This window comes from Pseudomonas sp. 478 (assembly GCF_003254125.1).
Lineage (GTDB): Bacteria > Pseudomonadota > Gammaproteobacteria > Pseudomonadales > Pseudomonadaceae > Aquipseudomonas.
The window spans coordinates 315,776-330,156 of sequence record NZ_QKZG01000004.1 but is presented as its reverse complement, the minus strand read 5'-3'; the positions used below and the strand labels follow the sequence as shown (position 1 = coordinate 330,156).

General features: G+C 59.4%; 12 protein-coding genes. 4 read left to right on the top strand and 8 right to left on the bottom strand.

What is annotated here, in order from left to right:
• Window positions 1-160: 160 nt before the first annotated feature.
• From DFS28_RS11290 to DFS28_RS11255, 8 genes are all read right to left on the bottom strand, one after another.
• A complete protein-coding gene (locus DFS28_RS11290; RefSeq protein ID WP_111449806.1) occupies window positions 161-1,576 on the bottom strand; it encodes a sigma-54-dependent Fis family transcriptional regulator in 1,416 nt (471 codons plus the stop codon).
• A gap of 56 nt (window positions 1,577-1,632) precedes the next feature.
• Window positions 1,633-3,207: an ABC transporter ATP-binding protein gene (locus tag DFS28_RS11285; protein WP_111449805.1), complete on the bottom strand. Its 1,575-nt coding sequence runs from the start codon at window positions 3,205-3,207 to the stop codon at window positions 1,633-1,635.
• 14 nt (window positions 3,208-3,221) lie between these two features.
• Window positions 3,222-4,244, bottom strand: a complete 1,023-nt coding sequence (locus DFS28_RS11280) for an ABC transporter permease (protein WP_111449804.1) — start codon at window positions 4,242-4,244, stop codon at window positions 3,222-3,224.
• Window positions 4,244-5,305, bottom strand: coding sequence for a microcin C ABC transporter permease YejB (locus tag DFS28_RS11275; RefSeq protein WP_111449803.1), 1,062 nt, complete (start codon window positions 5,303-5,305; stop codon window positions 4,244-4,246). Before DFS28_RS11275 ends, DFS28_RS11280 begins: the two co-directional genes overlap by 1 nt.
• Window positions 5,305-7,173, bottom strand: coding sequence for an extracellular solute-binding protein (locus DFS28_RS11270; RefSeq protein WP_111449802.1), 1,869 nt, complete (start codon window positions 7,171-7,173; stop codon window positions 5,305-5,307). The genes DFS28_RS11275 and DFS28_RS11270 overlap by 1 nt, the downstream gene beginning before the upstream one ends.
• Before the next feature lie 135 nt (window positions 7,174-7,308).
• Complete coding sequence (locus DFS28_RS11265) at window positions 7,309-7,590, bottom strand: peptidylprolyl isomerase (protein WP_008150918.1); 282 nt, start codon at window positions 7,588-7,590, stop codon at window positions 7,309-7,311.
• Between the two features lie 108 nt (window positions 7,591-7,698).
• The gene (locus tag DFS28_RS11260; protein ID WP_111449801.1) at window positions 7,699-8,580 is read right to left on the bottom strand and encodes a triacylglycerol lipase; all 882 of its coding nucleotides are present in this window, start codon (window positions 8,578-8,580) and stop codon (window positions 7,699-7,701) included.
• Window positions 8,581-8,868: 288 nt separating this feature from the next.
• Window positions 8,869-9,957, bottom strand: a complete 1,089-nt coding sequence (locus DFS28_RS11255; RefSeq protein ID WP_111449800.1) for a 3-deoxy-7-phosphoheptulonate synthase — start codon at window positions 9,955-9,957, stop codon at window positions 8,869-8,871.
• 624 nt (window positions 9,958-10,581) lie between these two features.
• Here DFS28_RS11255 and DFS28_RS11250 point away from each other — a divergent pair.
• The 4 genes from DFS28_RS11250 (at window position 10,582) to uvrC (ending at window position 14,377) form a co-directional block, all read left to right on the top strand.
• Window positions 10,582-11,340 carry a carbon-nitrogen hydrolase family protein gene (locus DFS28_RS11250; RefSeq protein ID WP_111449799.1) on the top strand — a complete coding sequence of 253 codons (759 nt, stop codon included), beginning with the start codon at window positions 10,582-10,584 and terminating at the stop codon, window positions 11,338-11,340.
• Window positions 11,340-11,783: an N-acetyltransferase gene (locus tag DFS28_RS11245; protein WP_111449798.1), complete on the top strand. Its 444-nt coding sequence runs from the start codon at window positions 11,340-11,342 to the stop codon at window positions 11,781-11,783. Before DFS28_RS11250 ends, DFS28_RS11245 begins: the two co-directional genes overlap by 1 nt.
• Before the next feature lie 126 nt (window positions 11,784-11,909).
• Window positions 11,910-12,551: a UvrY/SirA/GacA family response regulator transcription factor gene (gene uvrY / locus DFS28_RS11240; RefSeq protein WP_008015884.1), complete on the top strand. Its 642-nt coding sequence runs from the start codon at window positions 11,910-11,912 to the stop codon at window positions 12,549-12,551.
• Window positions 12,552-12,553: 2 nt separating this feature from the next.
• Window positions 12,554-14,377, top strand: coding sequence for an excinuclease ABC subunit UvrC (gene uvrC / locus DFS28_RS11235; RefSeq protein ID WP_056741535.1), 1,824 nt, complete (start codon window positions 12,554-12,556; stop codon window positions 14,375-14,377).
• Window positions 14,378-14,381: the final 4 nt, after the last annotated feature.

Below are 14,381 nucleotides of genomic sequence, written 5' to 3'. Positions count from 1 at the left end.
GAGACTTTTTCTGACTGGGCAGGCCCTTTCGCGAGCAAGCCCGCTCCCACATTTCTATCGAGTCGTTCCAAAGAATGCGGTCAAATGTGGGAGCGGGCTTGCTCGCGAAGAGCGCGCAGCGCTCACGAGGTCATGTCTAACAATAGAGACTTATGTCTCTTTATAGAGACTCCGCAATCCCCAACGCCACCATCTTTTTGTACAACGTCGACCGCCCCAGCCCCAACTGCGCCGCCGCTTCAACAACCTTCCCACCGCATTGCGCAAGGGCCGCTTCAATCAACTGCCGATCAAACCGCTCCCGAGCCGCACTGAACGTCTCATGCACAACCGGCTCAATCGTGACAGGCGCCACGCGCTCTACCGGTGTGAACGTCCCAATCGCCGCGCGGATATCTGTGGCAGTCAGCATCAAGTCATCACTGAGCAGCGCCGCACGCTCCAGCACGTTGCGCAGTTCGCGAATGTTCCCCGGCCAGGCATGTTGACCCAGCAGTTCCAGGGCTTCGCGGTTCAATTCGTGTTGACTGCGCAGCTCCTCCAGAATCGCTTCACTGAGGGCTGGCAGGTCATCGAGTCGATCACGCAGCGGCGGGACCTGGATCGGCAGCACGTTGAGGCGGTAATACAGGTCGGCGCGAAATTCACCGCGTTTGATCGCAGCTTCCAGATCCGTGGAGGTCGCGGCAATCACCCGCACATCGCTCTGGATCACTTCGTTGGAACCCACCGGTTCGAATTCCTTTTCTTGCAGTACCCGCAGCAGTTTGCTTTGCAGTGGCAACGGCATGTCGCCGATTTCATCGAGAAACAGGGTGCCGCCTTGGGCGATCTGCAACTTGCCGGCACGGCCCTTGCGATCAGCGCCGGTAAACGCACCGGGTGCGGTGCCGAAGAATTCCGCTTCCAGCAACGATTCGGGAATCGCCGCGCTGTTGATGCTGACAAAGGCTTTGTGCGCGCGCGGCGAAGCGCCGTGGATCGCCTGAGCCAGCAGCTCTTTGCCGGTGCCGGTTTCACCCAGCAGCAACACCGGGGACTCGGCGCTCGCACTGCGTCGGGCACGGCGTTTGACTTCGAGGCTGGCGGCGCTGGTGCCGATAAAGTGCGCGAAGTTGTATTTGGTCTGCCGCGCCCGCAACAGCGAGCGGGTGGACGCCAGTTCTTCCTGCATGCTCATGTAGCGCTTGAGCATCGGCGAGAGGCTGCGTAATTCGTCGAACAGCGCAAACCCGATAGCGCCGATCACCACGCCGGCGTCGTCATGAATCGGCAGGCGCATCACCACCAGCGGTTCTTTGGGGGTGTCCTGCATATCGAGCAGGATCGGCCGACCGGTGCGCACCACCTCGCGCAACAGACTGCCGGGGATTACACTTTCGCAGGCCTTGCCGATCGCCACTTCCGCCGATTCCAGGCCAAAGCGCCGGGCATAGCGCTCGTTCATCCAGACGATGTTCGCATCGCGGTCGACAATCACCGTGCCCTCGCTGGACTGCTCGATGATCTCGAACAGCGAACGGATGGCCAGCAGGCGAACGCGCTGGTAGTCCTTGAGGCTTTCGGTGGTGTTCATGGGCGTCATGTCCAAAATGTGTAGTGTCTGTGCAGGCCTAATCGCGGTTTCAAGTCTTAACCCGGATGCGCCGCTGCCAACAGCTCTTTGGTATACGGATGCTGCGGCGATTCAAACACGTCGTGGCTGGCACCGCTTTCCACCACTTTGCCGTCCTTGATCACGATCATGTCATGAGCCAGGGCACGGACCACTGCCAGGTCGTGGCTGATAAACAGATACGTCAGGCCATGTTTTTCCTGAAGTTGGCGGAGCAGGGCGACCACTTGTTTTTGCACCGTGCGATCCAGCGCCGAGGTTGGTTCGTCCAGCAGGATCAGCGCCGGTTTCAGCACCAGCGCCCGGGCGATGGCGATGCGTTGGCGTTGGCCGCCGGAAAACTCGTGCGGGTAGCGATGACGGCTTTGCGGGTCGAGGCCGACTTCCAGCAATGCCCGAATTACTTCGGCTTTGCATTCGTCAGCCGTCAACTGGCTATGCACCTCAAGGCCTTCACTGATGATCTGCGCCACGGACATGCGCGGGCTGAGGCTGCCGAACGGGTCCTGGAACACCACCTGCATTTTCTTGCGCCACGGTCGCAGCTGTTTTTGCGTCAGGCCGTCCAGCGCTTCACCTTGAAAGCGAATGCTGCCTTCGGAGTCGAGCAAGCGCAGGATCGCCTGCCCCAGCGTCGACTTGCCGGAACCGGATTCGCCCACAATGCCCAGCGTCTTGCCGCGTTGAATGTTGAGGCTGATGCCGTCCACGGCCTTCAGGTAGGTCTTGCGCTGGAACAGCCCGCCACCGAGGGCAAACTGCACCCGCAAGTCATCTACCTCAAGCACGTTCTCGCGCTCGTCCCGGGGCAGCGCTTCACCTTCCGGTTCCGCGTTCAGCAAGACGCAGCTGTAAGGATGTTTCGGTTCGGTAAACAGTGTTTCGCAAGGTGCCTGCTCGACGATTTCCCCGGCCTTCATCACGCAGACTCGTTGGGCAATGCTGCGCACCAGATTGAGGTCGTGGCTGATCAGCAGCAGCGACATGCCGAGTCGCTTCTGTAGGGATTTGAGCAGCAGCAGGATCTTGCGCTGCACTGTCACGTCCAACGCGGTGGTCGGTTCGTCGGCGATCAGCAACTCCGGTTCGCAGGCCAGGGCCATGGCAATCATCACCCGTTGCCGTTGGCCACCGGACAATTGATGGGGATAGGCCTTGAGCCGCTCTTTGGGTTTCTGAATGCCAACCAGATGCAGCAACTCGAGAATCCGCGCTTGCGCCGCTTTACCGGCCAGGCCCTTGTGCAGCAGCAGCGTTTCGCCGATTTGCTTTTCGATGCTGTGCAATGGGTTGAGCGAGGTCATGGGCTCCTGGAAGATCATCGCGATGCGGTCACCCCGCAGTTCTCGCAACACCTTGGCCGGAGCGCCGACCAACTCCTGGCCACGGTAGCGAATACTGCCGGTGGTTTCGGTGCCGGTCTCGGGCAGCAGTTGCAGGATCGAGTGAGCGGTCACCGACTTGCCGCAGCCCGACTCGCCCACCAGCGCCAGGCATTCGCCGGGGCGGATGTCCAGGCACAGATTGCGCACCACGGTCTGGCCGCTGAAGGCCACGTTGAGGTCACGGATTTCGATCAGGTTGTTACTCATATCAACAGTCCGCGTCATGACCGGGGATCAAAGGCATCTCGCAATGCCTCTCCGATAAACACCAGTAAAGAAAGAATCAACGCCAGGGTGAAAAACGCCGTCAGTCCCAGCCACGGCGCTTGCAGGTTCTGCTTGCCTTGACCGATCAACTCGCCCAGCGATGCACTGCCGGCGGGCATGCCGAAACCGAGGAAGTCCAACGCCGTAAGGGTGGAGATCGCTCCGGTCAGAATGAACGGCAGATAACTCAGGGTCGCGTTCATGGCGTTGGGCAGGATGTGCCGGACGATAACCTTGCGGTCGGTCAGGCCCAGCGCACGGGCGGCTTTGACGTATTCCAGGTTGCGTCCGCGCAGAAACTCGGCGCGCACCACGTCCACCAGGGCCAGCCAGGAAAACAGCGCCATGATCCCCAGCAGCCACCAGAAATTAGGCTCGACGAACCCCGACAGGATGATCAGCAGGTACAGCACCGGCAGTCCCGACCAAACCTCCAGTAACCGTTGACCGATCAGGTCGACCCAGCCGCCGTAATAGCCTTGCAGGGCGCCGGCAGCGATGCCGATCAGTGCGCTGACAAACGTCAGCATCAAGGCAAACAGGATCGACACCCGAGCACCGAAAATCACTCGGGCCAACACATCCCGCGCCTGATCATCGGTGCCCAGCCAGTTGACCTTCGTCGGAGGGCTGGGCGCCGGTTGGTTGAGGTCATAGTTCGGCGTGTCGTCGCTGAAGGGGATTGGCGGGAACAGCATCCAGCCACCGTCCTTTTGAATCAGCTTCTGCACATAATCGCTGCGGTAGTCCGCCTGGAACGGCAGCTGCCCGCCAAACTCCTGCTCGGTATGACGCTTCAGGACCGGGAAGTAGAGGGAGCCCTGATAGCTGACGATCAGCGGTTTGTCGTTGGCGATCAGCTCGCCACCCAGAGTCAAGAGGAACAGGCCGACAAACAGCCACAGCGACCACCAGCCGCGACGGTTTTTCTTGAAGCGCTCGAAGCGACGACGACCTAACGGCGAGAGCTTGAACATCAGGCGTTCCTCGCGGCGAAGTCGATACGCGGGTCGACGAGGGTGTAGCAGAGATCGCCGACCAGTTTTATCAAGAGACCGAACAGCGTGAAGATGAACAGCGAACCGAACACCACCGGATAGTCCCGGGAAACCGCGGCTTCGTAGCTCATGCGACCCAGTCCGTCGAGCGAGAAGATCACTTCGATCAGCAGGGATCCGGCGAAAAATACGCTGATGAACGCCTGGGGAATTCCCGAGACCACCAGCAGCATGGCGTTGCGAAACACGTGACCGTAAAGCACTCGGCGTTCGCTCAGGCCTTTGGCGCGGGCGGTGACCACGTACTGGCGCGTGATTTCATTGAGGAAGGAGTTCTTGGTCAGAATGGTCAGCGTGGCGAACCCGCCGACCACCAGCGCTGTCACCGGCAGTACCAGGTGCCAGAAGTAATCGGCGATTTTGCCCACGGTCGACAGCGATTCGAAGTTGTCCGAGACCAGCCCGCGCACCGGGAACCAGTTCAGCGAGGTACCGCCGGCGAAGACCACGATCAGGAACATCGCGAACAGGAACGCCGGCATGGCGTAGCCGATGACGATCGCGGTGCTGCTCCAGATATCGAAATGGCTGCCGTGATGCACGGCCTTGCGGATGCCCAAAGGGATCGACACCAGGTAGGTGATCAGCGTTGCCCAGAGCCCGAGGGAAATGGTCACCGGCATTTTTTCCAGGATCAGGTCGGTGACGGTCGCACCGCGGAAAAAGCTCTTGCCGAAGTCCAGGCGCGCATAGCTGGTGAGCATCAGCCACAGGCGTTCGTGCGCCGGTTTATCGAAGCCGTATTGCTTTTCGATGTCCTTGATCAGCTGCGGATCAAGGCCTCGACTGGATCGGGAGGTGCCGGACATGCGTTCGCTGGAACCGCCGCCGACACTCGCGCCGCCTATGCCTTGCAAGTGCGCGATGGCCTGTTCCACCGGGCCGCCCGGCGCGGCCTGGACGATGATGAAGTTGACCAGAAGAATGATCACCAGCGTCGGAATGATCAGCAGCAGACGCCGCAGTATGTAAGCCCACATCAGTGCGGCCCTCCGGGTTTGCCACGGCTGATTTGCTCAGCGGTCATCTGTTGGTTGGTCAGCGGCGTGGTGCTGATTTCCCACCAGCTCTCGATCGCTTCGTCATTGCTCGCTTGCTCGTTGGGCCTGCCGAAACGATTCCACCAAACGGTGGAGCTGCCCGGCGGGTAATAGTTGGGAATCCAGTAGTAGTTCCATTGCAGCACCCGGTCCAGCGCGTGGGCGTAGTGCAGCATTTCGGGTTGGGTGGTGGCGCGAATCAGTCCGGCGATCAGTGTGTCGACCGCCGGATTTTTCAACACCATGTAGTTATTGGCGCCTGGGTCGTTGGCCGAGACCGAGCCGAAGTAATTGAGCAGTTCACCCCCGGGCGACGTCGTGACCGGGTAGCCGGTGACGATCATGTCGTAGTCGCGGCTCATCAGGCGATTCACGTATTGGGAGGAGTCGATGCGGCGGATGTTCATGTCGATGCCGATCTGTTTCAGGGTGCGCTTATAAGGCAGCAGCAATCGGTCCATGCCGTTCTGGCTGACCAGGAAAGTGAAACTCAATGACTGGCCTTCGGCGTTGACCAGTTGATCGCCATCGGGTTTCCAGCCGGCCTGTTTGAGCAAATCGAGTGCCTGCAACTGTTTGTCGCGTATCACGCCACTGCCGTCGGTTTTCGGTGCCTGGAAAACCTGGGTGAACACCTCGTCGGGGATCTGCCCGCGCAGCGGTTCGAGAATCGCCAGTTCGCCGGCGTCCGGCAGGTGTCGGGCGGCGAGGTCGGTGTTGGAAAAGTAACTCTGCTGGCGGATGTACATGTCGCGCATCATCTGCCGGTTGCTCCACTCGAAATCCCAGAGCATGACCAGCGCCTGACGCACTCGACGGTCCTGGAACAGCGGGTTTTGCAGATTGAACACAAAACCCTGAGCCGGTTGCGGGGCTTGAGTTGCCAGGTGCGCCTTTTGCAGGCGCCCGTCACTGAGGGCCGGGCCGTCGTAGCCGATGGAGTAAGCGGTGGCGGAGAATTCTCGGTTGTAGTCGTAGGCACCGCCGCGCAGAACCTGGCGGGCGACGTCGGTATCGCCGAAGTACTCGATACTGAATCGATCGAAATTGTAGAGGCCGCGGCTGACCGGTAAATCCTTGCCCCACCAATCGGCGTTGCGCTCGAAGGTGATGCTGCGACCGGAGTCGACCTTGCCTACCCTGTAGGGGCCGCTGCCCAACGGGGGCTCGTAACCGCCCCCATTGGCGAAGTCGCGAGTCTTCCACCAATGCTCAGGAAGCACCGGCAAGGTCGCGATATCCAGGGGCAGGGTACGGTTTTCATTGCTTTTAAAGTCGAATCGAACCGTCAGAGGTGATTCCACTTCGACGCCTTTGACGTCGGCAAACTGAGTGCGATAACGCAGGCTGCCCTGGGTCATCAACAGGTTAAAGGTGTAGCGCACGTCTTCGGCCGTGATCGGTTTGCCGTCTGCGAAACGGGCCTTGGGGTTGAGGTAGAAGCGCAGGAACAAACCGTCGTCCGAGCGCTCCATCTTCTGAGCCACCAGGCCGTACACGGTGTAAGGCTCGTCCAGTGAACGCTGGGCGAGGGGCGAGTAAAGCAGGCCGTCGACCTGTGTGACGCCAATGCCTTTATCGATGTAGGGCAACATATGATCGAAATGACCGATTTCGACGGCCGAGCGGCGCATCGTGCCACCCTTGGGGGCTTGCGGGTTTGTGTAGGCAAAATGACTAAAGCCGGCAGGATACTTCGCCGGTTCACCGTACACGGTCAACGCATGTTGCGGTGCTGCAGTCACGCCGGTGACGCTCAATAACAGAGCCACGGCCGTGAACAATAAAGTAGGGAACGCCAGTCGCATTGTCAGCCTTAGAGCCGGGTGGTCAATAACCGCAATTTGTACGCTAGCGGCGCGTCCCTCGCCACCCGTATCACGTATCCGAAACACAACGGCCCACCAAAAGGCGGGCCGTTGAGCAGAAAACTTCAGGCTTGATCAGTCCTGACGGCTGGTCACTTCCAGCAGGTGGTAACCGAACTGGGTCTTGACCGGGCCTTGCACCACGTTGATCGGTGCGCTGAAGACCACGGTGTCGAACTCCTTGACCATCTGGCCTGGACCGAACGAACCCAGATCACCGCCCTGGCGGCTGGACGGGCAAGTGGAGTTGGCTTTGGCGACTTCGGCGAAATCGGCGCCGCCTTCGATTTGGGCTTTCAATTCGTTGCACTTGGCTTCGCTGGCAACGAGGATGTGACGGGCAGTGGCTTTAGCCATGGTGAAATACTCCTTTCAATGTTCAGTAAAGTGCGGAGCCTACCGGATTCAGTGGTCTATTTCTTCTCAAAGTTCCGTACAGACTATGCAGGCCGGTACGGTATTCCTTTATAGGCCGGCATTTCTCAGGCGCTCGGCATGCTGCACATACAGGGCAATCGGGTCGATGCCCTTGCGCAACGGACCGGCGGTCTGGCTGAGGCTGTCCAGATGATCCAGCGGGTAGTCGGACCGGATGACTTTGCCCAAATGGGAGCTGTAGCGGCCAACCAGGCCATCGTTCTGTTCGGGTTCGGTGGTGAAGTAGTGGGAAAAGGCGCGGAGGAACCCGTGCAGCGGACTCAGGGCATCAAGCCCTTTGTCGAGGAGATCGCCCTGCAGGGTGCCGCTCCAGGAGTAATAACGTACGCCGTCGACCAGTTCGCGACCCTTGCCCCCCCAGGTTTTCGGCAAGCCCTGCGGGTATTTGTCGTTGAACGCGCCTACACCTTCGGTGGTCAGGGCATTCAGCGCGGCGATGGCGTTCTGTGGCAGGTGACGGTGGCCGCTAAGCAACGATAGAAAGTCTGCAAACAACGTTGCAACTGTCGAGGCGACGTGTTCCGGCAGGCGCCCGGGCGTCAGCGCCTTGCGCAAGAAGTCGGCCAGTTCCGAGCCGTGATTCGGTCCGCTGACGGAGGTTACCGAAGCAATTATTTGCGGCGCCGTCGCCGCCGCATAACGTGCAGCGAGTGCGCCCTGGCTGTGGCCGATCAGGTTGACTTTGTTCGCACCGGTTCCGTCCAGTACACGTTCGATCTGCGCCAGAAGCTGGTCGCCGCGAGCTTCGTTGCTATGGGTAGCCGACAAGTGCGGGATAAACACTCTTGCGCCTGCACTCCTGAGTGCCTGCTTGACGTCACGAAAGAGTTCGATCTTGCCGATGCGGTCGAAGCCGAAGAGCCCGTGGACCAACAGGATCGGATACTGAGTAGTTGCATTCCGTAGCATGTTCTTTCCTTTTTCGCAGTCGTTCAGAGGTGTGTTGATGGGCTCACTCTAAAGCACACCTGCTGTTCGGCGTTGTATGAAAAAGCCGCTGTAACCTGATGAAAACGGAATAGAAAATGTACGAAAGTTCGAAAGTAGATGAGGTCTTGTTCGGAATATTTGGACATCTTTTGATCTGTAACAGAGCGCTTTTCTGCGATGGCCTACTTCGGGAACACCCTTTGCCTGTGAGTCGTGTCTCAATTCCGACGTCCAGTCCTCGATAGGAGGACTGGACGAGGGTGTGGCTCACGCCGATTGTTGATCCCGGTTCTGGGCTCTGAGCCGGTCGGCTGCCTGGCGCAACAATGACTCTGTCCCGCTCCAGCCAAGGCAGCCGTCCGTGACGGACACGCCGTAACGCATGGACGTACTCAGCGGTTGGCAGCCTTCGAACAGGTGACTTTCGATCATCATGCCGATCAGTGATCGATCACCTTGCAGGCGCTGTTCAAGCACATCGTTAAACACCGCTGGCTGACGCAACGGGTCTTTGCCGCTGTTGGCATGGCTGCAGTCGACCATGATCCGGGCCGGGATCTTCAGTTGGGTCAAATCGCTGTTCACTTGGGCGATGCTGTCGCGGTTGTAGTTCGGCCCGCGATGTCCGCCACGCAGCACCAGGTGGGTGTCGGGGTTGCCCGGCGTTTGAATGATTGCCGGATGACCCTGGCTGTCGACACCGAAATGGCGATGCGGATGGGCGGCAGAGCGCATGGCGTCGCTGGCCACACCGACACCACCATCGGTGCCGTTCTTGAAGCCGACCGGCATGTTCAGGCCGCTGGCCATTTCACGGTGGATCTGCGATTCGGTGGTGCGAGCGCCAATGGCGACCCAGCTCAGCAGATCGTCGAAGTAGCCGGCAGCCATCGGTTGCAGCAGTTCGGTGGCAATCGGCAGTCCCAGGCGGAGCATTTCGCGCATCAACTCGCGGGACAGCGTCAAGCCGCCGGCCATGTCATCGCTGCCATCCAGATGGGGATCGTAGGCCAGGCCTTTCCAGCCGACCGTGGTGCGGGGTTTTTCGACGTAGGCGCGCATCACCAGCAGCAGTTCATCACTGACCTCGGCGGCGAGGCGGGCGAGGTTGCCGGCGTATTCGAGGGCGGACTGAGGATCGTGAATCGAGCAGGGGCCGACGATGACCAGCAGACGGGAGTCTTCACCGTTGAGGATCGCGCGAACCGCCTGGCGGTGGGCGGCGACTTGCTGGCTCAGGGCGTTGCTGAGTGGCAGTTGCTGTTTGAGTTGCAATGAGCTGGGCAGACGCAGGGTCAGCGCTTCATTGGCAGGGCTCAAGGTGGACAGCGGCAGAGCAGAGACGGACGAGTTCATATTCGGGCTTCCTGGGCTGGCGGCGGGTTCGTTCCCGCGCGCTCGGCCCTACTGGGGTGTTCGACAATTGGCCGGATTGGCTGCGTGTGTGTGCTTGCCACCTGTGGGTGACCGATCGGAGGCGGCAGGCTGTCCCGAGCGGAGGCTGCTAAATCGCCAGGCGGTAAAACTGTCGTAACGGTAATAAGTGGCGTAGTTCATTGTTGAATCCTCTGGTTGTCTGGTGTGTCGCTAAAAATGTGCGGGGCTGAAAAAACAAAACCCCCGGTCGGGAAGCCGACCGGGGGTTGAGAATTCTCTGGTGGCGACCCGTTTAAAGTGGGCGCCGTGTGGGTATCAGGCGCGCCAGTGGCTAAACCAATACCCAAAATAAAAGCTGACCGGAGCACAAACGTCATTCACCCGGGCAGCCGCCACCGAGCGCAGGGCGCTGACGGTACGAAGCTGTGAGAGGGTGCTGGACATGGTGTTTCTCCGATAAGTGCGCCGAGCTTACGCGAGGCTGGTACGTGGTTTCAATCAGAAAATGCTATCGATCGCCGACGGCATTTTCTATCGCTTGAGTGCGTCGCCGGTTGTGACACACTTTGTGCTTCACATACATGAACGTCACAAGGACGAACCATGACGCCACTGATCATCGCCGCTGCTCAATCGATCTCCATCGCCGGTGACGTTGCCGCAAACATTGTGTGGCATCAGCGCTTCATGCAAGTTGCCGCGGAGCAGGGCGTGCAATTGCTGGTGTTCCCGGAGTTATCGCTGACCGGGTACGAGCGTGGACTTGCGGCTGAATTGGCCATTGCGCCAGATGCCGAGGTCCTGCAACCGCTACGGGATTTCGCGCGGGAAGTCGGTGTGACGACAGTCGTGGGGATGCCGATTCGCCTGTCGGAGGATTCGCCCGTATTGATTGGGGCGCTGGTGTTGGGCACTGATGGATCGCTCGGGATCTACAGCAAGCAACATCTGCATCCGGGCGAGGAAGTGGCATTTGCACCGGGAGCCGGCGGTTCGACCCTGACCGTAGGTGCCGATACGGTCGCATTGGCGGTGTGCGCGGACTTCTCTCACGCCAGTCATGCCGCCGCAGCGGCGCAGCAAGGCGCCGATCTCTATGCGGCGGGCGTGCTGATCACGGAAAACGGCTACGCCCCGGATACCGCGTTGTTGCAAGGCTACGCCAGCGCTCATTCGATGACGGTCCTGATGGCCAACCATGGCGGTGCAACGGGTGGCTGGGAATCGGCAGGACGCAGCGCGATCTGGGCGTCGGACGGTTCGCTGATTGCGGCCGCACCGGGTACGGGTAACCTGATGGTTGTCGCTCGACGCAACGCTGACGGCTGGAAAGGGCAAACAGTGGAGGTTGCGCAGGGGTGATGGTATTTAATTTACGCCCGGCGACATCCCGGGACCTCGACTTCGCTCGTGAACTGACCCGCAACAACATGCTCCGCTATTACATACAGCACAATCTGCTGTGGCAGGACGAAGGGTTCGACGTGGGCTGGACCGGGCGCGAGAACTGGTTGATTGTGAGTGGCAGTACGGTGCTGGGCTTTTTCAGTCTGAGTCGTGACGCCAAGGCCCTGTACATCCGCGAATTGCACGTCCTCGAAGCGTTTCGAGGGCAGGGCGCCGGTTCCTGGGCGATTGATCAGGTATTCGCCATGGCGTGCAAGGAACGGCGTCCGGCATTGCGTTTGACGGTATTTGAAAATAATCCCGCGCAAGCGTTGTATGAGAGAAAGGGGTTGAAGGTGGTCGGCACAGACGCGTGTTTCCTGAGAATGCAGCGTGATATCGATGCCTCGCCCGGCTGAAACACGCATACGACAAGTCTTTCAAGATGTATTGAAACTTTTTATATGATGCTTGCCGCTAGGTCTGCCAGTTGCTTTTTGCTAAGGTGTCGGCAACCCAATAAGACCATTTCGCGAGGTGTCTGCTTGATTAGGGTGCTAGTAGTCGATGATCATGATCTCGTTCGTACAGGCATTACACGAATGCTGGCTGACATCGATGGCCTGCAAGTAGTCGGCCAGGCTGAGTCAGGCGAAGAATCCCTGCTCAAGGCGCGTGAGTTGAAACCCGATGTGGTGCTGATGGACGTCAAGATGCCCGGCATCGGCGGTCTTGAAGCCACACGCAAATTATTGCGCAGTCATCCGGATATCAAAGTCGTCGCGGTCACCGTGTGCGAAGAAGATCCGTTTCCGACGCGGTTGTTGCAGGCAGGGGCCGCAGGCTATCTGACCAAGGGCGCCGGATTGCCGGAAATGGTCCAGGCCATCCGCCTGGTGTTTGCCGGGCAGCGCTACATCAGCCCGCAAATTGCACAGCAACTGGCGATCAAATCCTTCCAGCCGACCAATGATTCGCCTTTCGACGCCTTGTCGGAGCGGGAAATCCAGATCGCGCTGATGATTGTCGGCTGTCAGAAGGTCCAGATCATTTCCGACAAACTGTGTCTGTCGCCAAAAACCGTGAACACTTACCGTTACCGCATTTTCGAAAAGCTTTCGATCAGCAGCGATGTCGAGTTGACGCTGTTGGCGGTTCGGCACGGCATGGTCGATGCCAGTCTCTGAAAATGACTGAAGTCTTCGATCCAAGCGCCTTTCTGTCGACGGTCAGTGGGCGTCCCGGTGTGTATCGCATGTTCGACAGCGAGGCACGCCTGCTCTATGTCGGCAAGGCCAAGAACCTCAAGAATCGCCTGTCGAGTTACTTCCGCAAATCCGGTCTTGCGCCCAAGACCGCGGCGCTGGTCGCGCGTATCGCTCAGGTCGAAACGACGATTACGGCCAATGAAACCGAAGCCTTGTTGCTTGAGCAGACGCTGATCAAGGAATGGCGTCCGCCCTACAACATCCTGCTGCGCGACGATAAATCCTACCCTTATGTCTTTCTCTCGGATGGCCAGTTCCCTCGCTTGAGCATCCATCGCGGTGCAAAAAAGGCCAAGGGCAAGTATTTCGGCCCTTATCCCAGCGCCGGTGCGATTCGTGAAAGCCTGAGCCTGCTGCAGAAGACGTTTTTCGTTCGTCAGTGCGAAGACAGCTATTACAAGAACCGCACGCGTCCTTGCCTGCAATACCAGATCAAACGCTGCAAGGCACCCTGTGTCGGGCTGGTGGAGCCCGAGGTGTATGCCGAAGACGTACGACACTCGGTGATGTTCCTTGAGGGGCGCAGCAATGCGCTGACGGATGAGTTGTCCGCAGGAATGGAAGAGGCGGCGATCAACCTCGAGTTCGAGCGTGCGGCCGAGCTGCGCGATCAGATTTCATTACTGCGCCGGGTCCAGGACCAGCAAAGCATGGAAGGCGGGACGGGCGATGTCGACGTGATCGCAGCGTTCGTCAATCCGGGTGGTGCCTGCGTTCATTTGATCAGTGTGCGGGGCGGGCGGGTGTTGGGGAGCAAGAACTTCTTTCCGCAGGTGGGTATTGAAGAGGACGTTTCTGAAGTCATGGCGGCGTTTCTCGGCCAGTACTTCATCAGCAGTCCCGAGCGCGACTTGCCCAGCGAACTGATCGTCAACGTGGTTCACGAAGACTTCCCGACCCTGATTGCGGCCATCGATGAGCTGCGCGGTCGCGAACTGACCATCAGTCATCGGGTTCGGGGTACGCGAGCACGCTGGCAACAGTTGGCGGTCACCAACGCCGAGCAGGCCCTGGGAGCGCGACTGGCTAACCGTCAACACGTTGCTGCACGTTTCGATGCCCTGGCGGAAGTGTTGAATCTGGATGAGCCACCACAGCGCCTGGAGTGTTATGACATCAGTCACTCCAGCGGCGAAGCGACCGTGGCATCCTGCGTGGTGTTCGGCCCCGAAGGTCCGATCAAGTCCGACTACCGTCGCTACAACATTGAAGGCGTCACCCCGGGCGATGACTACGCCGCGATGCATCAGGCCCTGACCCGACGCTTCAGCAAACTGAAGGACGGGGAGGGCAAGCTGCCGGACATTTTGCTGGTGGACGGTGGCAAGGGGCAGCTGTCCATGGCCCGCGACGTGCTCAATGAATTGGCCGTGCCTGATCTGATTCTGCTGGGCGTCGCCAAGGGCGCCACGCGCAAGGCCGGTTTCGAAACCTTGTATCTGAATGATGCTGCCCACGAATTCACCTTGCGCGGTGATTCCCCTGCGCTGCATTTGATCCAGCAGATACGCGACGAAGCTCACCGTTTCGCGATTACCGGGCACCGCGCCCGCCGTGGCAAAACCCGGCGCACGTCTACACTTGAGGGCGTTGCTGGCGTCGGACCGACACGCCGCCGCGATTTGTTGAAACATTTTGGTGGATTGCAGGAGCTGTCTCGTGCCAGCATCGAAGAGATCGCCAAAGCACCCGGGATCAGTAAAAAGCTCGCAGAGTTGATTTATGCCAATCTGCACAGCGAGTAGAATG